The sequence below is a fragment of the Alteromonas macleodii genome (assembly GCF_903772925.1).
Taxonomy (GTDB): Bacteria; Pseudomonadota; Gammaproteobacteria; order Enterobacterales; family Alteromonadaceae; genus Alteromonas; species Alteromonas macleodii_A.
Genome location: NZ_LR812090.1, coordinates 754,671 through 775,728, shown reverse-complemented (window position 1 = coordinate 775,728; position 21,058 = coordinate 754,671). Strand labels below are relative to the sequence as shown.

General features: G+C 45.0%; 16 protein-coding genes. 8 read left to right on the top strand and 8 right to left on the bottom strand.

Going from position 1 to position 21,058, the window contains the following annotated elements:
• Nucleotides 1-49: 49 nt before the first annotated feature.
• The 4 genes from recJ to djlA all read right to left on the bottom strand — a co-directional run bounded on the left by recJ (nt 50) and on the right by djlA (nt 4,924).
• A complete protein-coding gene (gene recJ, locus PCAR9_RS03445) occupies nt 50-1,771 on the bottom strand; it encodes a single-stranded-DNA-specific exonuclease RecJ (protein WP_179982416.1) in 1,722 nt (573 codons plus the stop codon).
• Nucleotides 1,772-2,021: 250 nt separating this feature from the next.
• A complete protein-coding gene (gene dsbC / locus PCAR9_RS03440; protein ID WP_179982415.1) occupies nt 2,022-2,744 on the bottom strand; it encodes a bifunctional protein-disulfide isomerase/oxidoreductase DsbC in 723 nt (240 codons plus the stop codon).
• A gap of 383 nt (nt 2,745-3,127) precedes the next feature.
• On the bottom strand, nt 3,128-4,054 hold the full coding sequence (gene xerD / locus PCAR9_RS03435; protein WP_179982414.1) for a site-specific tyrosine recombinase XerD: 927 nt from the start codon (nt 4,052-4,054) through the stop codon (nt 3,128-3,130).
• Nucleotides 4,055-4,924, bottom strand: coding sequence for a co-chaperone DjlA (djlA, locus tag PCAR9_RS03430; RefSeq protein ID WP_179982413.1), 870 nt, complete (start codon nt 4,922-4,924; stop codon nt 4,055-4,057). It lies immediately after the preceding gene.
• Between the two features lie 407 nt (nt 4,925-5,331).
• On the opposite strand from djlA, the gene lptD reads away from it, so the two are divergent.
• The 8 genes from lptD (at nt 5,332) to PCAR9_RS03390 (ending at nt 15,070) form a co-directional block, all read left to right on the top strand.
• On the top strand, nt 5,332-7,590 hold the full coding sequence (gene lptD, locus PCAR9_RS03425; protein ID WP_179982412.1) for an LPS assembly protein LptD: 2,259 nt from the start codon (nt 5,332-5,334) through the stop codon (nt 7,588-7,590).
• A gap of 53 nt (nt 7,591-7,643) precedes the next feature.
• On the top strand, nt 7,644-8,933 hold the full coding sequence (gene surA, locus PCAR9_RS03420; protein WP_269475054.1) for a peptidylprolyl isomerase SurA: 1,290 nt from the start codon (nt 7,644-7,646) through the stop codon (nt 8,931-8,933).
• A gap of 13 nt (nt 8,934-8,946) precedes the next feature.
• Nucleotides 8,947-9,933 carry a 4-hydroxythreonine-4-phosphate dehydrogenase PdxA gene (gene pdxA, locus PCAR9_RS03415; protein WP_179982410.1) on the top strand — a complete coding sequence of 329 codons (987 nt, stop codon included), beginning with the start codon at nt 8,947-8,949 and terminating at the stop codon, nt 9,931-9,933.
• Nucleotides 9,930-10,757, top strand: a complete 828-nt coding sequence (rsmA, locus tag PCAR9_RS03410) for a 16S rRNA (adenine(1518)-N(6)/adenine(1519)-N(6))-dimethyltransferase RsmA (protein ID WP_179982409.1) — start codon at nt 9,930-9,932, stop codon at nt 10,755-10,757. The genes pdxA and rsmA overlap by 4 nt, the downstream gene beginning before the upstream one ends.
• Before the next feature lie 8 nt (nt 10,758-10,765).
• On the top strand, nt 10,766-11,140 hold the full coding sequence (gene apaG / locus PCAR9_RS03405) for a Co2+/Mg2+ efflux facilitator ApaG/CorD (RefSeq protein WP_179982408.1): 375 nt from the start codon (nt 10,766-10,768) through the stop codon (nt 11,138-11,140).
• 7 nt (nt 11,141-11,147) lie between these two features.
• Nucleotides 11,148-11,975 carry a symmetrical bis(5'-nucleosyl)-tetraphosphatase gene (locus tag PCAR9_RS03400; protein ID WP_179982407.1) on the top strand — a complete coding sequence of 276 codons (828 nt, stop codon included), beginning with the start codon at nt 11,148-11,150 and terminating at the stop codon, nt 11,973-11,975.
• 283 nt (nt 11,976-12,258) lie between these two features.
• On the top strand, nt 12,259-14,283 hold the full coding sequence (locus PCAR9_RS03395; RefSeq protein WP_179982406.1) for a HAMP domain-containing methyl-accepting chemotaxis protein: 2,025 nt from the start codon (nt 12,259-12,261) through the stop codon (nt 14,281-14,283).
• 106 nt (nt 14,284-14,389) lie between these two features.
• Nucleotides 14,390-15,070: an SOUL family heme-binding protein gene (locus tag PCAR9_RS03390; RefSeq protein WP_232091107.1), complete on the top strand. Its 681-nt coding sequence runs from the start codon at nt 14,390-14,392 to the stop codon at nt 15,068-15,070.
• A gap of 77 nt (nt 15,071-15,147) precedes the next feature.
• On the opposite strand, the gene lysC is transcribed toward PCAR9_RS03390, so the two are convergent.
• The 4 genes from lysC to PCAR9_RS03370 form a co-directional block, all read right to left on the bottom strand.
• A complete protein-coding gene (lysC, locus tag PCAR9_RS03385) occupies nt 15,148-16,497 on the bottom strand; it encodes a lysine-sensitive aspartokinase 3 (RefSeq protein ID WP_179982405.1) in 1,350 nt (449 codons plus the stop codon).
• Between the two features lie 58 nt (nt 16,498-16,555).
• On the bottom strand, nt 16,556-17,005 hold the full coding sequence (locus tag PCAR9_RS03380) for a DUF192 domain-containing protein (protein ID WP_179982404.1): 450 nt from the start codon (nt 17,003-17,005) through the stop codon (nt 16,556-16,558).
• A gap of 72 nt (nt 17,006-17,077) precedes the next feature.
• The gene (acnB, locus tag PCAR9_RS03375; protein WP_179982403.1) at nt 17,078-19,690 is read right to left on the bottom strand and encodes a bifunctional aconitate hydratase 2/2-methylisocitrate dehydratase; all 2,613 of its coding nucleotides are present in this window, start codon (nt 19,688-19,690) and stop codon (nt 17,078-17,080) included.
• 363 nt (nt 19,691-20,053) lie between these two features.
• Nucleotides 20,054-21,007 (bottom strand): DNA ligase, encoded by a 954-nt coding sequence (locus PCAR9_RS03370; protein WP_179982402.1) that lies wholly within the window; start codon nt 21,005-21,007, stop codon nt 20,054-20,056.
• Between the last annotated feature and the right edge of the window lie 51 nt (nt 21,008-21,058).

The following is a 21,058-nucleotide window of genomic DNA, read 5'->3' as shown; positions in this document are numbered from 1 at the left end:
GACTAGCTAGGTTTTAGAAGGCTCAATGCTGTACGTGAATCAACTTCGTTTAAACCGCTTCTATTTGCTCAATAATAAGCTGTACAGTTTCTTGCCCTCTGAAAACATTGATATCAAGGCGGTAAGCGATATGTACACGCTTTACCATGGCGTTAGGCCATGCTTTTAAATCAATGTTAAACGCAATAGCGTCTACTTCACTGGCGCCATCACTTTTCAACACCATCTTAAGGTGCTTTTGTCCTACTAGTCGCTGATCGAGAAGCGTAAATTCTCCATCAAATAACGGTGATTCAAAACCCTGACCAAACGGACCTGCCTGGCGCAATAAATGCGCAAAAGGCAAACACAATTCTTCTGAAGATAAATCACCGTCAGAGAGCAGTGCATGATTGCCATCAAGCTTTTCCATATGGGTACGAGCAACGTCAACAAAAGCCTGCTCGAAGTCAGGAAGCTTGGCGACAGGCAAACTCAAACCAGCGGCCATGGCGTGTCCACCAAATTTCTCGATAACGCCAGGATAGCGTGTATTTACTTCATCAAGTACATCGCGAATGTGCACACCAGGAATGGAGCGCGCCGAGCCTTTAATCACAATATCGTCTTGATGAGCGAAAGCGATAACAGGTTTAAGATACTTCTCTTTTAGCCGGCCTGCCACAATACCAATCACGCCTTGGTGAAAGTCTTCGCGATAAACCACCAGTGCGCTTGGCATATCGCCTTCATCCAGTGCCATCTGCTCTAGTACAGTTTCGGCTTGTGCTTTCATGCCGGTTTCAATTTCGCGGCGTTCTTTGTTAAGCGCATCGAGCTCTGCCGCTATCATTCGCGCTTGAATGGTTTCATCTTCTAGTAAGCAAGCAATGCCTTGCGACATATCGTCTAAGCGACCGGCAGCATTAAGTCTGGGACCTACTACAAAGCCCAAGTCGGTGGAGGTTAGGTGCGCGCAATCGCGGTTTGCGACTTCAACTAGCGCTTTAATACCTGGTCGACACTTACCAGCACGGATACGCTGAAGACCTTGGTGAACTAAAATTCGGTTATTTTTATCTAAAACCACCACATCGGCCACGGTGCCAACAGCAACAATATCTAACAGGGAAGCTAAGTTGGGTGGTGCAATACCTACTTTCTCAAAATACCCTTGCTGCTGTAGCTCAGCTTTAAGCGCAAGCATGATATAAAAAGCCACACCCACGCCAGCTAAGTTTTTAGAGGGAAATTCACAGCCAGGTTGGTTAGGGTTCACTATCGCATCAGCTGGCGGTAATGTATCACCTGGCAAGTGGTGATCGGTCACCACAACCTGCATACCTAAAGATTTAGCATGGGTTACACCGTCAATACAAGATATGCCGTTATCCACGGTTACAATAACCTCGGCACCTAGTTTCGCTGCCTCATCGACAATAGGTACGCTAAGCCCATAACCAAAATCAAAGCGATTAGGTACAAGGAAATCAACGTTGTGATAGCCCATAGCTCGAAGCGCCAGTATACATACCGATGTACTGGTAGCGCCATCGGCATCAAAATCGCCCACTATGATAACGCGCTTATTTTGCACAACGGCATTGGCAAGGATTTGCGCGGCTTGAGGCATCCCTTTTAATACATTGAAATGCGTAAGTCCTTTAAGGCCATTCTCCAAGTCATCCATATTCGCAATATTGCGACCGCGGTAAATTCTGTCGATAACAGGGTGTAAGTCGGAGCTTAACGAGGCGCCGGATACCTCGCGGCGAACAATAGGCAAAATCATGAAATACCACTAAACCAATACTGTGATTGCAGTTATCTTAAACACTTGATATTAAGAAAGTTTAGGCAAACTTAAATTGAATATATTCAATAAAGAATACACGTTTTCAAATAGAAGCTCTGCGCTAACTGCAAAGTGAAACCATACGAAAGAACGTAAGAAAAATAACGCTATGAATCATACCGCAGAAAACAAAAAAACGCACAATGCGTGCGTTTTTTTCATGTCAGTAACTAAAGAGTTTAAATGACTACTCTTCGCCTTCCAACGCTTTTGCGAGCAATGCGGCAGGCTGGTAACCAGGAATCAATGAACCATCAGGCAACACGATATTAGGCGTGCCGTTCACCCCTAGTTTTTGGCCTAGCATATATTGCTCTGCCACTTTGTTTTTGCAGCTAGCGCTTACCACATCGTTGCCAGCTTTAGCTTTTGTTAATGCGCTTTGCGGGTTTTCAGCACACCATACTGACACCATATCTTCATAGTTCTGGCTATTTAGCCCAGAACGTGGGAACGCTAGGTAATGAACCGTAATACCGGCATCGTTAAGCTCGTCAATTTCGTTATGAAATTTACGGCAGTAGCCGCAAGTGATGTCTGTGAACACGCTTATTTCGTGCTTTTCGTTTTTAGCTTTAAACGTAATAGACGACGATTCCATTGATGCAACGCCCTCTTTACGCAAGCCTGAAAGGGCGAGTTCTGTTTCGTTGCGCATTTCTTCATCAATGTTAAAAACACGAGCCTGAAGCAAGTATTGTCCGTTTTCACTTACATAAAACAAGCCGCGGTTTGTAGATACCTGAACCAAACCAGATACAGGAGAATCGGCAATAGTTTCTACATCTAGCCCAAGCATTGACGTTAATTTATCGCGGATAGCGGCTTCGTCAGCAGCTTGCGCGCTCAACCCTAACAGAGAACCTGCCGCTACTACGCTGGCTAACAAAATTTTCTTTACTGCTTTCACTAAATACTCTCCATTTCGCCATTTAAGCTTGTTTGTACTCACTTGGCCTAGATTGCAGCTGCCTAAATATGTGCTTTCATCTTAAGGCAACCACTAAACATTTTCATACTCATTACTTTCAGACCGACGAACTTAGCAAAAAATTGCACTTTTCTCGCTAATTTTTTGATTATCTGTGCATTGCGCTGCAACAGAATGCTCTTAAGGTAACCACGGGGTTAATAAACTACAACCCCCCAGTATTGGGCTACTACGCTTAATCTAAAGTAATCCTTCATTTATATCCTATCACACCCCTTTTCGTTTAATACATGCATAAGCAGAGCCTCGTCGTACACAGAGCTCAGTTTGTAGCATTCTTGCTCAATGCATTTTTGTACTCGTTAGCCTCGGGGGTGATGACTATGAATAAGCGTCTGCAGTCGCTCTGTCGCTACATGGGTATAAATTTGGGTTGTAGATAAGTCGCTATGACCTAACAACATTTGTACTACACGTAAATCTGCGCCGTGGTTTAACAGATGCGTAGCAAAAGCATGGCGTAATGTATGGGGGGATAAATGTTGTTCAATACCTGCTTTAACCGCATAGTACTTAATGCGATGCCAAAATGTTTGGCGCGTCATTTTTTGTCCGCGTTTACTTAGAAAAACCACGTCAGAGGTTTTTGTGGCAAGAATAGGCCGGGCGGTTTTTATATAGGTTAGTAACCATTCGATTGCATCTTCCCCAAGAGGTACTAAGCGCTCTTTGTTTCCTTTACCTACCACCCTTACCACGCCTTGTTGAAGGCTAACTTGGTCCATCGTTAACCCTATTAACTCACTTACACGCAGGCCCGTAGCATAGAGGACTTCAAGCATGCTTTTGTCTCGGCATTCAATTGGGTCGTCAGTTAAAGGGGCATTAAGTAAATCTTCAACCTGCTGCTCACTTAAAGAAGAAGGCAAGGCTTTTGGCGTTTTTGGGTTAGACAACGCAGAAACAGGGCTGTCTACGCGAATTTGTTTGCTTATAAGAAACACAAAAAAGGCGCGAATGGCGCTAAGCGCGCGTTGCGTGCTGCGAGTGGACAGGCCTTTATCATGGCGATAGGCAAGGTAATCTTGAAGCTGTTCAGTGGTCAGCACAGCAATATCCTTCACCCCTTGATTGTTGCTGTAAATGGCAAGCTTAGTGAGGTCGGTGCGATAGCTTTGCTGAGTATGTTCTGAAAGCCCTTTTTCGAGCCACAACATTTCAATAAAACCATCAATATGTGCCTGACTTGCCGCAGGCACATAGGTTAACTCACGTTCAATTTTTGCCATTTAGAAGCCACGCTTTTGCTTAATCAACTCGTAAGCTGACTGAATATCTTGCGCCTTCTTTTTGGCAATCTCCATCGCCTGTTCTGGCAAGCCTTTAGACACGAGTTTATCTGGATGATGTTCAGCCATGCGCTTTCTGTAAGCTCGCTTTATTACTTTCTCATCGTCAGATGCTGCTACGCCTAGAATGCGATAGGCATCATCTAAGCTTTGCTGTTCTGAGTAGGCCGATTGCTGACCACGGTGCCGCTGTCCTGCCCCCGAGTGAGCACGTTGCCCCGCACCTGAGTGTGCCCGTTGTCTGAATCGAATTTCAGCTTCATACATCGAAATAAGGTAATCTAAATCACGACGCCTAAAACCCAGAGGTTTCGCCACTTTTTCTAATACGTTGTATTCTTCTTGAGAAAGCTGACCGTCGGCAAACGCCGCTTGAATAAGAATTTCCAAGAATACTTGCAGAATATCCCGTCGACCGTGGCTGGCATCATAGAAGCCTTTTAACGTATCCACTAAAGGGAAGTCTCGTGCTTTGCCCTCTCTGAATGCATCCTGTGCTTCTCGGCGGGCATCGCCTGTCAGGCGCATTTCGTCCATTAGCGCTGTAGCAATTTGAATCTCTCTATCAGTCACCTTGCCGTCAGACTTAGCAAGATGACCTAATGCACTAAACAAGCTATGAAAGAAAATGGCTTGCTGCTTTAAATTGTCCTGATCAGTAAAAAAGCGCCCAAAGCCACCTAGTTGATTAAAGTCTTGGCGATAGGCTTTATCAAAAAAGTGTCCGACTACCAGCCCTAGGATCGCGCCTGGTATTTTCAAAAACATAAAGCCGAACAAGGCGCCGAGGATTTTTCCCCAAATTGACATCGCGTCATTCTCCATTGGTGCACTGTTTAGAAAGTTGATGTTACTGTCGTTAATTCACGCCGTGCAAAGCGCGTTAATCATCATATCAAATACATAAGTTAATTAACTAGGGCTTAAGCAGAGCGAAATCAAGCTTACTGCCGCTAATTACCGCTGTCTTTGATGTGTTGTGCATATAAAAGTGCATTTTTTTGCCTGAATGGTTGGTAATTGCGACAGAAGCGCTTAGAATTGAGCGCTTGTATAAAATAGTAATAGCTAGTGAGCCCCAAGCTTTTCTACGGTAAAAGCAGTAAAGGGCGCTTGATCACTGGTTTTTTTAATCGTTATGTCGAACTAACCGAGACGCAAGTCGTCTTACTTGGGTTTAAAAGCAACATACAACAAAACAGGCCACCCATTTACGCATGAAAAACACCTGCGCCATGCTTGTTTCCGCGACTCTTTTGCCTACGGTCGCGTTTGCACAGGAAACGACAGCTTCAAATTCTCAATCAAACTCAGATGCAGCCCCTCTTGCATTCTGCTCAGTCGAACCTGTTACTTTTAGTAGCCAAGCATTGATGCCTAAGGGCCATGTTAAAGTTGAAGCTAATCGTACAGAAATCATTCAAGACACTGTAGCTCTGTTTTCTGGCAATGTAGACATAACGTCAGACACCGCGATAATCAGTGCCTCGCAGGCACAAGTTAATGGAACCGGTAGTGGGCGCGACCTTATTGCAAAAGGCGATGTAACCTACCAAGATGCGCAACTAAAAGTGGAAAGCGATGCGGTAACCTTGCGTTCTGAAGAAGAGCGCTTGGAGATGCAAAATACCCGCTATAAGCTGACTGGGTTTGTAGGACAAGGTGCAGCCGAAGATATTTTGTTAGATACAGATACCGGCATAGTTCTAAAGGAAGTAAGTTTCTCTACTTGCCCAGAGGGTGATGAAGACTGGATGATTCGCGCCAGCGAAATCAGCTTGGAAAAAGGGACGGTATGGGGTCAAGCCAAACACACCAGGTTCTACATTGCCGATGTTCCTGTATTTTACTTGCCTTATTTTGCGTTTCCAGTAAGTAATGAGCGACAAACCGGCTTGTTATTTCCCGAGCTGACGAGTTCTAGTCGAACTGGCGTAGACTACACTCAGCCTTTTTACTGGAATATTGCGCCTAACTACGACATGACTATATCCCCCCGATTAATGTCATTGCGCGGTCTTCAGCTAAATACCGAGTTTCGTTACCTAACAGAACGCAGTCAAGGTACAGCCTACGTTGAATATCTACCAAGTGATTCGGATATTTCAGGTAACCCAGACCGATATTTTTATCGCCTTGAACACCAAGGGTTAATTGCTGATAACTGGCTGCTCAATATTGATTTCAACGGACTAAGTGACGATAACTACATAGTAGACCTTGGGTCAGACTACTACAGCCGCTCTGATACCCATCTATACCGAAATATTGGTTTGAGTTACTACTCTCAGAACCTTTCAGTCAGTATGCAGGTTAAAGATTTCGAAGTATTAGGTGATACTGCTGACAGCTATCGCGCTGTTCCAGAAATTAAAGTTAACTACAACAAAGCACTAGGCGAATACTTTGAGTTTAACCTTGACTCAGAAGTCGCTCATTTCGACAACACGTTAGATACTGCGCCAACCGCAACGCGATTCCACATTGCGCCAACGCTTGCTGTACCGGTTCGCGCGGCGTGGGGTGAAGTCGTTGCCGAAACCACAGTTTTTCAAACTGTATATCAGCAAGACAATGTGGAAGGAACCGATTTAGAAGAAGATGTAGAGCGTACCCTTGGTCAGGCTCGTCTTTACGGTGCACTATACTTCGAAAGAGATACATCTTGGTTTAGTGACGATATGTCGATGACCCTTGAACCTAAAATTCAGTATCTTTACACGTCTTATGAAGATCAAACTGCCATCGGCTTTTATGACTCAACACCGCTGTTGACCGATGTTGAAGGCTTGTTTCGAGGCCAAGAGTTTACTGGCCTTGATAGAATTAGCGACAACAACCAGATTACCCTTGGTGCTACCACACGCATGTTAGATAAAAACAATCGGGAACAATTCGTTCTTAGTGTGGGTCAGATATTCTACCTTGAAGATAACAAAGTGGTTGCGGCAACTAAAAATCAAGATCGTTCAGCCCTTGCCGCTGAGGTAGATTGGCGCTTTAACCAAAATTGGTTTTTCCATTCTGATGTGCAGGTCACCACTGATACAGACAAAGTTGACCTGAGCAGCGTGGGCATTGAATACCGTAAAGATGACGCGCGCTTTATTCAATTAAGTCATCGCTACGTTCGCGACCTTAGTGGTGAAACCATTAATCAAATTGGTGTTTCAGCAAGCTGGCCAATTTCTGAGAATTGGCAGTGGGTTGGACGTACTTATCGAGATTTAGAGCGCAATCGAAGTGTGGAAACCTACGCAGGTATTCAATATGAGTCGTGCTGCTGGGCAGTTCGACTTGTTGCTCAGCGCAGTTTGAACAACCGCTACAACGACAGTGGCGTCCAAACAACGGATGATTTTGACTCTGGTGTTTCGCTACAGTTTATCTTCAAAGGCATTGGTTCGTCGGGAACCCAAAGAAGCATGCTTGAAGACGGTATGTTTGGCTATCGCCAGCCTTATAGTTTAAATTAACCCGCAGTTGAGCGCTCAGCAGCGCTTGAAAGCAATTAACCAATAATAAAAGAGTGTGTATGAAGTTCATTATCCGTGCATTGATGTTAGGTGCCCTACTCTCGTTTAATAGCGTGGCACAAGAAGTAATGCTTGACCGCGTTGCTGTAATTGTTGACCAAGGCGTTATACTTGAGAGTGAAATTAAAGCCCTCGTACAAGACGTTAAGCGCAACGCTGAAGCTAACAACCAACAGCTACCTTCAGACCGTGCGCTTCGTACACAGGCTATTGAGCGTTTAATTACGAAGAGCCTTCAGCTACAAATGGCTGAGCGTATGGGTATTCGTATCAGTGACCCTCAACTTGAGCAAACCATTGGTAATATTGCGGCCAATCAAAATGCGACCGTTGAACAACTTCGCGCGCAATTAGCCGCTGAAGGCATTGCATACGATGACTATCGCGAAGATATTCGTGAAGAAATCATTATGGGTGAAGTACGCCGCGCAAACGTACGCCGCCGCGTTTATATCACGCCTCAAGAAATAGATACGCTGATAGAAATAATGGAGCAACAGGGTGCAACGCAGGCAGAATACCGTTTAGGTCATATCCTTATTGGCTTCCCACCTGAACCAACAGACGAAGACATTCAGGCAGCACGTGACCGCGCAGATAAAGTTATCTCACTATTAGAGTCGGGCTCTGATTTTGCTAAAATTGCCATTGCTTCATCATCGGGTAACGAAGCATTAGAAGGTGGTGATATGGGCTGGCTGAATATTAATGCTATGCCAACACTCTTCGCTGAAGCGATTCAAGATAAAGATAAAGATGCGCTTGTTGGTCCTATCCGAAGCGGCGCAGGCTTTCACATTCTAAAAGTACTAGATACTCGCGGTATTGAGAAAGTTACCGTTGAAGAAGTTAACTCGCGCCATATTCTGGTTAAGCCATCAATTATTTTAAGCGAAGAAAAAGCAAAACAGATGCTAGTGCGCTTTAAAGAAGAATTGAAAAACGGTGAGGCGGACTTTGCAGAGTTAGCAAAAGAATATTCGGAAGACCCGGGCTCGGCCCTTCGCGGTGGAGAATTAGGTTGGTCTGACCCAGGTAACTATGTACCTGAGTTTAAAGAAGCATTATCACAGCTTGAACCTGGCGAATACAGCGACCCAGTGCGCACGGTTCACGGCTGGCACTTGATTCAACTTAACGACCGTCGCATGGATGACGCAACGGATAAACGCAAAGAAGAGAAAGCTTCTCAGCTTATTTTCAATCGTAAATTTTCAGAAGAAACCGAGAACTGGTTACGTGAGATGCGTGATGCCGCTTACGTCGAAGTTGTCGAATCTTAATAATAAGTTATTCATGAGCACACCAATTAAAATAGCAATAACGCCGGGAGAACCGGCAGGTATCGGGCCAGATTTGATCATTAAACTGGCCCAGGAAACATGGCAAGCCCAGCTTGTCGTGTTTGCCGATGGCGACATGCTAAAAGCACGAGCAAGCGCCTTAGGGCTTCCGTTAACACTAATCGATTACGATGCAAATAACCCGCAGATACAAGATGCGGGTTCGTTGTTTATAAAGCAGATAGACAAAACTGCTGATGTTATCCCCGGAACGCTTGATAGTGAGAACGGGCTTTATGTAGTCGAAACCTTACGCCAAGCATGCCAGGCCAATATGGACGGTGACTTTGACGCTGTTGTAACTGGCCCGGTACATAAAGGTATCATTAACAAAGCAGGGGTGTCCTTCAGCGGACATACTGAGTTTTTCGCTTACCAGTCTAATACCATTGATGTGGTTATGCTGTTAGCTACAGAAGGTTTAAATGTAGCGCTAGCTACGACTCACATCCCTCTTGAATACGTGGCAAAAGCGATAACCCGCGAGCGCCTACACAAAGTTATCCATATTATAAACACTGACCTGAAGCTAAAGTTTGGCATCAATGAGCCCCACATTTACGTATGCGGATTAAATCCGCACGCGGGTGAAGATGGCCATATTGGTACTGAAGAAATTCACACTATTGTTCCAGCACTGAATGAATTAAGAGACGAAGGCCTTAAGATCACCGGTCCCCTGCCCGCTGACACCATATTTCAGCCTAAATACCTAGAAAATGCCGATGTTGTGCTAGCTATGTATCACGACCAAGGCTTACCCGTGCTAAAATACAAGGGTTTTGGGGCGTCAGTGAATATCACATTAGGATTACCTTTTGTTCGCACTTCAGTAGATCACGGTACTGCATTAGATTTAGCAGGTACTGGTGAAGCCGACGCCGGTAGTTTCAGAAAAGCATTGGAAAAAGCCATTGAGCTTGCACATCATCAACAATGAGTAAAACACATTTAGGCCATACGGCCAGAAAGCGATTCGGGCAGAACTTCCTACACGATGACTACGTGATAGGTAAAATTGTAGCAGCCATCGCGCCAAAAAATGAGCAAAACCTGGTAGAAATTGGGCCGGGTTTAGGCGCATTAACAGACCCTGTTTGTGAAGAAGTTGACGCATTAACGGTTATTGAACTTGACCGCGACCTTGCCAAACGACTGCGACATCACCCATTCAACGGAGAAAAACTAACCGTTATTGAACAAGACGCGATGACGATGGATTTCGGCGCACTATGCAAAGAAATGCCAGTAAAAGACAAGAAGCTTCGTGTATTTGGTAACTTGCCTTACAACATTTCAACGCCGCTAATGTTCCACCTTTTTGACCATGCTCAGTGCATTGAAGACATGCACTTTATGCTTCAAAAAGAAGTGGTTAACAGGCTAGCAGCGGGCCCTGGCTCTAAGAACTACGGCAGGCTTTCTGTTATGGCCCAGTATTATTGCCACGTGATCCCTGTTTTGAATGTTCCGCCAGGTGCCTTCAAGCCACCTCCGAAAGTAGACTCGGCTGTTGTAAAACTAGTTCCGCATCAAGCTCCACCCGTTGATGTTGAATCAGTAAACACGCTTGAGCGCGTTTGTGCACAGGCTTTTAATCAACGCCGAAAAACTATTCGTAACTCACTGAAAGACAGCTTGAGTGAGGAAGAAATCCGTGAGTTAGGGATAGATCCAACTTCTCGCGCAGAAGTGCTATCGCTTAACGACTTTGCCACTATAGCTAACGCTGTATCGGCAAAAGAGCACCAACAAGAGCAGTAAGTTCCTCTATGGATGTACTTGATATAAAGGTGCGGGTGAAAACCCGTCACCTTCCTGAGCACCTTCCCTCAGATTCCAAGCAATTTGCTTTCGCCTACCACATTACTATTGAAAACAATAGCGAGCATACCGTACAACTGCTTAGTCGCTACTGGAAGATAACCGACGCTAACGGTAAAACGTCAGAAGTAGAAGGTGATGGAGTGGTAGGAAAACAGCCTATAATGAAAGCGGGTGAACATTTTGACTATACGAGCGGCGCAGTCATTGACACACCAGTTGGCAATATGGAAGGCTATTATGTAATGGAACTAGAAAGCGGCGAGCGCTTCCGCGTTCCTATAAACGTATTTCGCCTAGCTATTCCAAGCATTCTTCATTAAGGGTTTTATGTCTAAAGGTAATACCTACGTCATTGGCGATATTCAAGGCTGTTATGACGGCCTTCGCCGCGTATTGGATAAAGTAGAATTTGACGAGACAAACGACAAGCTGTTTGCTGTCGGCGATTTGGTTGCAAGAGGAGAAGATTCGCTAAGCACATTGCGTTTTCTGAAATCTCTTGGCAGCCAATTTAGTAGTGTTTTAGGTAATCACGACCTGCACTTACTTGCTGTTGTAAACGGTATTCGCAAAGCGAAAAAGTCAGACAAATTAGAGCCACTACTTAATGCGGCAGATTTAACAGAACTTGTCGATTGGTTAAGGCAGTTCCCGCTGGCAACGAAGTTAAACGAACAATCAATAATGGTTCACGCTGGTCTTTATCCTCAATGGTCTATCGATGATTGCGTTTCACTTAGTGATGAAGTTAGCAACATCCTCAAGTCCGATGATTACGCCACTTTTCTTTCAAAGATGTACGGTAATACACCCGACAAGTGGTCAGATAAACTTGAGGAGGACGAGCGACTGCGCTTTATTGTAAATGCGTGTACGCGCATGCGGTTTGTTCATACAGATGGCACCCTCGACTTTGACAACAAGTCTCATCCTAGTACAGTTTCCAATACTGCTAATAGCACCTTAAAGCCTTGGTTTGAAGTAGAAAATACAAAGCTCACAACTAGCCAGCGAGTAATTTTCGGACACTGGGCCGCCCTATCAGGTCATACAAATAACTCACAATTTGTTGGTTTAGATACTGGCTACGTGTGGGGGCAAAGTATGACGCTGTTGAATTTAGATACCTCAGCTTTGATTAGCGTTACAGCATAAAATCATTATTGTATACACGCCTTTAGATACGAAACTTATCTGAGAAAGAACCCGCTTTTCCCGGCTTAACTGGTTGTACCAGTAATAACAATTAGACTTAAGTGCTAAATAAAATAAACATTAAGTCTTTGTAGCCGATACACTTACTTGTAAAAGTAACGATGATGTTTCGTTACCTGCTCAGCATTCAAGCAAGCGTCACTTTATAAGTGCTATATTTTGTTAGCTGAGGCGGGTAATATCGTTAGGGATAAAAATAAAAAACACTCATCCAGGAGTTCCGATGAAAATAACGGTAGCCACACGCGTAATCGGGGGATTTGTAGCGATTAGCGCACTTCTAATCGTTATAAGTGTTGTCTCACTTTATAACCTCAATTCCATAGGCTCTGCAACAGAGGAAGTAAATGACGTTGCTTTGCCCACGGTAGCAGGCAGTAATGCACTTAAAGCAAGCTTCCTAAATATGGGTCGACTTACCTTCGAAAGCTATATCGAAGAAGATTTAAGTGATCTTAAGGACAAAAGAGCGTCATTCGACTCTGCCAAAGATACCTTTGAAAACGAGTACAATAAGCTAGCGCAGGCCGTTAGTAATGAGCCAGAGCTTAGAAACACGCTAAACAGTGTTCGCGAATCTTATGATGCGTATATCACTAATGTTGAGGCTATGTACAAAAATCACCAAATGTACCTCGACTTGCGCAACAATATACAAGACAAACTAGGTGATGCTGAAGATAATGCAGACGATGCCTCTACCTACCTTCTGGATTTTTCGGACCTAGACGCGGTTCAGCGCGATCCTAACCTCAGACGTGCTGCTGAGATTGGTGGTCAACTTGAAACTTCGCTTCTTTCGCTACTTACTGTTTCTTATGAATATATCAAAACTGAAACGCTAGTTCGCTCACAGACACTTGGCAACGAAGTTGACCTTGTAGTTGAAAAAGTAGTTACCCAGCTAAGCGAAATGGTTGAAGCAGCGGGCGGTCGTGATGACTCAGGTACACTTGATGATATTAACGACTTAGTAAATGACGCCATCAATGCCATAAAAGCTAACGACGGCGTAGTGCAGCTTCATGTGGATCGTTTAGAGCGCAGAAACGATGCTGAACAAGCACTTAATGCATCAGATTCAAATATCGCACAGGGTGTTGTGGCACTTGAAAACCTGCTGAATCTTGCTGATAAGAAAGCATCTCATATAGAAAATCAGGTGAACGGTGCCATTACAACAGGTAACACCTTTGTTATTGTTGTTGTTCTCATCTCTATTGCCGTAGCAGCCTTCATTGGCTACGTAACCGTTCGTGCTATTACACGCCCGCTTTATCGCGTAAACGAACTACTTACTGTTGCTTCATCGGGTGACCTTACTCATCGCCTAGACGATTCAGCGCAAGACGAGTTTGGGCTACTAGCAAGAAACTGTAATACGCTAATTGGCAACCTGAAAGAGCTGATTACTGCCATTAACGTTCGCGCAGAGCAGTTAGCTGCGGCGTCGGAACAAACATCAGCCGTGACGGCACAAACCACACATTCAATTCAGGATCAGAAATCACAAATTGGCCAAGTCGCGACGGCGACAACAGAAATGCACTCAACGTCGCAGCTTGTTGTACAAAATGCCGAAGACACGCTTAGCCAAATTCGTCATGCTGATGCCGAAGCAGAAAATGTTCGCCAGATCTCGCTGGAAAACAAAAACACTATTGAAATCTTGTCTCGGGATGTTCAAGAAGCAGCCGACGTTATTAATAAGCTTCACCAAGATAGCGCAAGCATTGGTGGCATTCTTGACGTTATTCGCGGTGTTGCCGACCAAACTAACTTACTTGCATTGAACGCCGCTATCGAAGCTGCTCGTGCCGGTGAGCAAGGCCGAGGCTTTGCGGTCGTTGCAGATGAAGTAAGAACCCTTGCGAGTCGCACACAGGAGTCGACACAAGAAATCAACGCCATGATTGAAGTTCTTCAAGCTGGTGCTGAAAAAGCGGTGTCTGTGATGGACCAAGGTAAAGAGCAGACTGCGGCTTGTGTTGCACAAACCGAAAAAGCCACGCAGGCGCTAGATATCATTACCGATGCGGTTCACAAGGCCCATGATGTTAGCTCTCAAATTGAGCAGTCAGCCCGTGAACAAAATACCGTATCGCAAGAAATCAGTGAAAAACTTGAAACCATTGTAGGCATTGCTGAAGAGACGACAGCGGGTGCACAGCAAACCTCTGAATCTAGCCACGAAGTAGCACGTCTTGCCGAAGAGCTACAGCAGTCTATCAGGCAGTTTAAAGTATAAGCACTGCTTGCATGCTATTTATGAAAGGGGCTTACGCCCCTTTTTTGTGCCTGTTGCATAAACAGCAATTACCCTTGGGGCGGCAAAAACACTTAGCAACACTAGAATGACCATTAATCGGCTTTTTAACGTAGAAACAGTACAAATAACAAACTTTAAAAACTCTATGCTTGCTAACTTTTACCGCCTGTCACTTCTTATTGCTACTTTACTGATATCCACCATGAGCCAGTCTGAACCAACGTATTACAAAGATACAGAAACACTGCCCTACACAGTTATCAAAACACTGGCTGATGATATTGAAATCAGACATTACAACCAAGCTGTGGGCGTAATGTCTAAGGGAGCCGAAGATACAGGGGCTTTTAACCTACTTTTTAACTATATCTCTGGTGAGAACAAGACGAATAGCGACATTTCTATGACTTCGCCAGTTGAGATAGGCAAGCGTTCACAAGAAATTGCGATGACCTCACCGGTTGAAGTATCGTCAGAAACTATGATGTTTTTCTTACCCAGTAAATATGACATGCAAAGTGCACCTACCCCCACTAACGATAATGTATCTCTTGTTGCCGTGTCGGAAAGAACCGTGGCGGCTATCCGCTATTCAGGCTTTAGTAGCGATAGTGATAAAGAGGAATACACCCGTAAACTGCACAAAGTATTGGAAGAAAACAATATCGAAACGGCGGGTTCACCAAGCTACATGGGCTACGACTCTCCATTCACTCTGCCTTGGAATAAGCGCCATGAAATTATTATTCCGGTAGAAGCTCTCTAGCTACTTGTACTTACCTCAAAACAAAAACGGCCGCCTTGAGGCGACCGTTTTTTTTACGCTTTACGCAAATCTAGTCCTTATTCAAACAATGCCGAATGCAGCTTGCGAACCACGTCATCACTGTCGGTCTCGTTAACCAAAAACGATAGGTTGTGCGGATTAGCGCCAAAGCAAATCATGCGTAAGTTAAAATCAGATACCGCAGATAGAATCTTACTTGAAACCCCAATAGCCGTTTGCATGTTGTTTCCTACAACGGTGACAAGGTCGTAACCTTTTTCTACTTTAACGTCACAGATGGTTTCAAGTTCGGCAATGGTCTCTTTATTCAAACGCTGAGCTACAGAGTTCGCGGGGTTATCAAGGGTAAAAGATACCGAGATTTCTGAAGTGGTGACCAAATCGACACTCAGCTTATGCTTAGCGATGATAGCAAATACCTGCTGTAGGAAACCTTGCGCGTACATCATCTTTGGAGTTTTCACTGTCACCATTACTTGCTCTTTACGGCGAGTAATCGCACGGTACGGAGGCTCGTGCTCACAATCACGCACAATCCATGTACCGCCCTTTTCTGGCTCTTTGCTTGAACCTACAAACACTTTAATGTCTTTGCGAAGCGCAGGCTCCATAGTGGCAGGGTGTAGTACCTTGGCACCAAAAGTAGCCATTTCCGCGGCTTCTTCAAAGCTGAGCTCAGGTAACGGATGGGCAGCCGGAGTAATGCGTGGGTCAGTCGTGTACACACCCGTTACATCAGTCCAAATCTCGCACGATTCGGCATCAAGCGCTTCTGCAAGTAGTGCAGCCGTAAAATCAGAGCCACCACGACCAAGGGTTGTTGTACGGCCTTCTTCATCTGCACCAACAAAACCTTGTGTAACTACAATAGCGTCTTTGATTTCTGGCGCGAGCAGCTGCTTAGCAAGTTTTTCAATCTCTTCTATTTGAGGCGCGCCTTCACCGAATTCGCTGTCAGTACGAAGTACTTTGCGAACGTCAAAGTTCATGGTTTTCACGCCTTGCTCCGCAAGCACTGATGAGAACATCAATGATGACATTCGCTCACCCATAGAAAGCAGCTGATCTTTTAAATCATCGCGGTGAAGGATTTCTTCGTGAAATGCTAAGCTGCGCATTTCTTCTAGCAAATCGTTAAGTTTAGGCTCTACTGCATCTTTGTCATCAAGCTTATTTAGAATAGCGTGTTCTATATCCACAATGGCTTGGCAGGTTTCTTCAATTTGCTGTTGCGTCATTGGTGTATGAGCTAGGCTTACAAGGTGATTTGTTACCCCAGCTGAAGCACTCACTACCACAATGCGTGTTTTTTCATTACCGGCAACAATTCGGGCGCAGTTTTGCATTACTTCGTAATTCGCTACGCTAGTTCCACCGAACTTAGCTATCGATAAGGCATTTGTCACTATATTTAACTCCAGAATAAAACTAGCTTTTCGCTAGCAGCAACCGCGCTTTACGCGGTTAATCAATCGTTATTTGGTCGCCTACTTTTATATTATTCTCGGCAAACCACCCTTGGTTCATTTCCAACGCGTAAAGTACCTCTTTCGATGATCCGACCGACTCCAAACTATGGGGAGTGAGAGGTTTTATATCCGTTATTACGCCATTTCTGTCGATAAATGCTACGTCTAGGGGAACAAAGGTGTTTTTCATCCACATGCCCGCAAATTTGGGGCTAGAAAACTTAAAAAACATACCGCAGTCTTCGCACAAGGCTTTGCGAAACATAAGGCCCTGCGCGCGTTGCTCAAAGGTATTGGCATACTCAACTTCATAGTGCTTGCCACCTATCTCCAGTGTAATAGATTCGAAGTCCACTGAATTCAGTGACGATACAGGGTCTACCTGCGCTTTTGCACACCCTAAGGTTAATACAAGTGCAGCAACAATAAAGAAAGATTTTCCCATTAGACATTCCTTTTCGCCATAAAAAAAGCCGGTCACCACTAAGGCAACCGGCTTTGTAGTTTATACACTATTTTAAGCAACATTCAACGTTGGAATAATGCGCGCCTTAGCTTCTTCTTCCGCCTTTTTAAAGCTAGGCATTTTGTCGAAGTTTAAGTAGCGGAATACTTCTCCCGACATTGCGTTAATTTTGCTGGCGTATTCCATGTATTCCTCAGCGGTAGGAATGCGGCCCACAATTGCGCCAACCGCAGCAAGCTCTGCTGAGGTTAGATACACATTCGCTCCATCACCTAAACGGTTAGGGAAGTTTCGGGTTGATGTTGAGAGCACAGTGGCGCCCGCGTCTACCCTTGCTTGGTTACCCATACAAAGTGAACACCCCGGCATCTCGGTGCGTACGCCCACACGACCGTAAATGTTGTAGTACCCCTCTTCCATTAACTGGGCTTTGTCCATCTTAGTCGGTGGCGACATCCATAATCGGGTTGGAAGTGTTTTATTGTATTGCTCAAGCAATTTGCCGGCTGCCCGGAAGTGGCCAATGTTTGTCATACACGAGCCAATGAAGACTTCATCTACCTTATCACCTGCAACGTCAGATAGGGTTTTCGCATCGTCGGGATCATTTGGGCAGCAGACGATAGGCTCTTTAATGTCGTTAAGGTCAATTTCGATAACTTCGGCATATTCAGCATCCTTATCGGCGCGCATTAATTCTGGGTTAGCAAGCCACTCTTCCATTTTCTGCGCGCGGCGCTCTAGCGTACGAGGGTCGCCATAACCTTCATTAATCATCCAGCGAAGCATAGTAATATTTGAACGCAGATATTCAGCTATCGACTCTTCAGAAAGGTTGATAGTACAACCTGCAGCTGAACGTTCTGCCGATGCATCCGATAACTCAAACGCCTGTTCTACAGTAAGGTTTTCCAACCCTTCGATTTCTAATATACGGCCAGAGAACGCATTGATTTTGCCTTTTTTCTCTACCGTTAATAGCCCTTGTTTAATGCCATATAGCGGAATGGCATGTACAAGGTCTCGTAAGGTAATGCCCGGCTGCATTTCGCCTTTAAAGCGCACCAATATAGACTCTGGCATATCCAGGGGCATAACACCCGTTGCTGCAGCAAATGCCACCAAGCCAGAGCCCGCTGGGAACGAAATTCCCAATGGGAAACGAGTATGCGAGTCACCACCGGTGCCTACTGTGTCAGGTAACAGCATGCGGTTTAACCAGCTGTGAATAATACCGTCACCGGGACGAAGCGATACCCCACCCCGATTCATAATAAAATCAGGCAGCGTGTGCTGGGTTTCAATATCCACCGGCTTTGGATAAGCAGCCGTGTGACAAAAGGACTGCATGGTCAAGTCGGCCGTAAAGCCAAGGCAAGCTAAGTCTTTAAGCTCATCACGGGTCATGGGACCTGTAGTATCTTGCGAACCAACGGTTGTCATTTTAGGCTCGCAGTAGGTGCCGGGGCGAATGCCTTCAACACCACAGGCTTTGCCTACCATTTTCTGCGCAAGCGAGAAACCCGCTCCGCTGTCTTTCGGCTGTTCAGGCGTACGGAATAAATCCGTTGGGCCTAAACCTAGTGTCTCACGCGCCTTCTCGGTAAGACCGCGCCCGATGATCAGGTTAATACGTCCGCCGGCACGCACCTCATCTAAAATAACTTTCGATTTATAGCTGTATTCAGCAAGTAGCTCACCGGTTTCGTGATTAGTGATTTTTCCTTCAAATGGGTAGATATCTATCACATCTCCCATATTCATTTTTTCAACGTCGGCTTCAAATACTAATGCGCCCGCGTCTTCCATGGTGTTAAAGAAAATAGGTGCGACTTTGGAACCGATACATACGCCACCGCCCCGTTTGTTAGGCACGCCCGACAAGTCCTCGCCAAAGAACCACAAGACAGAGTTAGTCGCCGACTTACGCGATGAGCCTGTACCTACTACATCACCAACAAAAGCAACGGGGTAGCCCTTACTTTTGACTTCTTCTATTTGCGCCATTGGTCCTTTAACGCCAGGTTCTTCTGGCTCTAAACCTTCGCGTGGCATTTTGTAAGCAGCAAGAGCGTGCAATGGAATATCTGGGCGAGACCATGCGTCAGGTGCGGGCGACAAATCATCAGTATTGGTTTCACCGGTCACCTTAAATACAGTGTAAGTAATTTTATCGTCCATTAACTTGCGCGACGTGAACCACTCACCTTCTGCCCAAGATTTAATGATCGCAGTAGCGTACTCGTTACCCGCTTTGTGTTTTTCTTCCACATCGTGATAAGCATCAAACATCAGCAACGTGTGTTTTAACTCTTTGGCAGCCAATGGAGCAAGGTCTTCATCGTCAAGTAGCTCTACTAACGTCGCAATGTTATAACCGCCATGCATATTTCCCAGCAATTCAACAGCTTTCTCTTTTGAGATAAGTTCACAACTGTCTTCGCCTTTTGCAATGGCACTTAAGAAACCAGCTTTGACGTAAGCCGCTTCATCAACACCTGGCGGCACACGCTCTGAGAGCAGCTCTAATAGGAATTCTTCTTCACCTGCTGGCGGGCTTTTCAACAAATCGACAAGGGCTGCTACCTGTTCTGCATTAAGAGGTTTTGGGGGGATATTTTGGGCTGCACGTTCTTCAACGTGATTGCGATAGTCTTGTAACACAGTCTCTTCCTCTAAGTTAGCTTGCGCAATGGGAGTAAACGGTCTTGTACGCACTTGACGCAAGGAGTGTTTAATTAATCATCAACAGTATAACTTCACAGGCTAAGTTTTGAAATTTTTAGCCCCTATTATCCGCTTATAATCGCTATTCATAACATTACTTTTGAACGCTAAAAGCGATTAAAGGGCGGTACATAAAGTGACAAAAACAATTACTGGTTAAGTAAGTTATAGGGTTTTATATGTTAAAGACAAGGTGGGTAGCTTTATGTGACGCTTGTTCAATTGAAGTGCATCGTAAAGGATAGATAACAGCTAATTAAAAGCTCGATTTTGAGGCTATTTCGCTAATTAATATAGGTACTATTTTTTTGATAAGTCAAAGCCGGGTCTAGTGCGAAGGTAGCTCGCAAACTTTGGCTTACCGTTTTTCGTTACACCGTAAAACTTAAAGGTTACCCAGCTACCTATAGCCGGAGGCGCTTGGCGCTCTTTGTTAGAAAATCCTGTTCCCAGTTTAAATCGAATGCCGTCAGATGTTTCTACCAACAGTGATCCCATCATGCCTTTAAATTTTCCTTTTCCTGGAAGTTGCGCCAACACTTTCGCTTCAGCATCTTCAAAATGTTTTACCTTAAGTAGATTGTCACTACGCCCTGTCTGGTAAAACGCCTTCCCATGATGAAGCATCAGCCCTTCACCACCGTTTTTGGTTACTTGTTTAAGCTCTTCTTCAAGCGCGGTTAGAGACAAAAGTTTAAACTGAGGGAGCACGTCAAACGTGGGGTTGGGAATGGCCTTTTTAAGGCTATTAAGCTTGTTCAGTCGGCTGTCAAAACGCTGTCCTGCTACAGGCATGTCGAAGGCCATAAACCTAACTTTAGCCCAGCGTGTGTCTGGTATAGACGCTGCTGTAATGTCGTACGCGGTAGTTTCGGCCCCAGACAAAGAATTAGCGACAAGGTGCGACTTCTCTTCCGTTAACTTAGAAAGCACGATGGAAGCTGTAAGTTCAAATTGCCCTCTTTCTATCCAAAGTTCACCGTCGATAGTCGCTTTAGGCCAATTAGCGGTAAACCAAGCTGGCGCAAATATTTTGTTGTTGTTTCGGGTCCTAAGTTCAGTGCCGTCCCATCGTGCCCGAATACCGTCTAACTTTTCGCTCACCCAGTAATCGGTGATGTTTATATCTTGGCGGCTGTGTTCATACTGCTTGGCAAGCTGCAAACCGTCGACAATATCAAGCTTGCTCTGTGCACAAACGTGAGAAACTGCCGTGATTAAAAACACACAAACAGATGTCAGAATATAACGCATTGGCTCTTTCCATAAGTTATTAAACGGAGTCCGTTAAAGCCATTCGAAAGA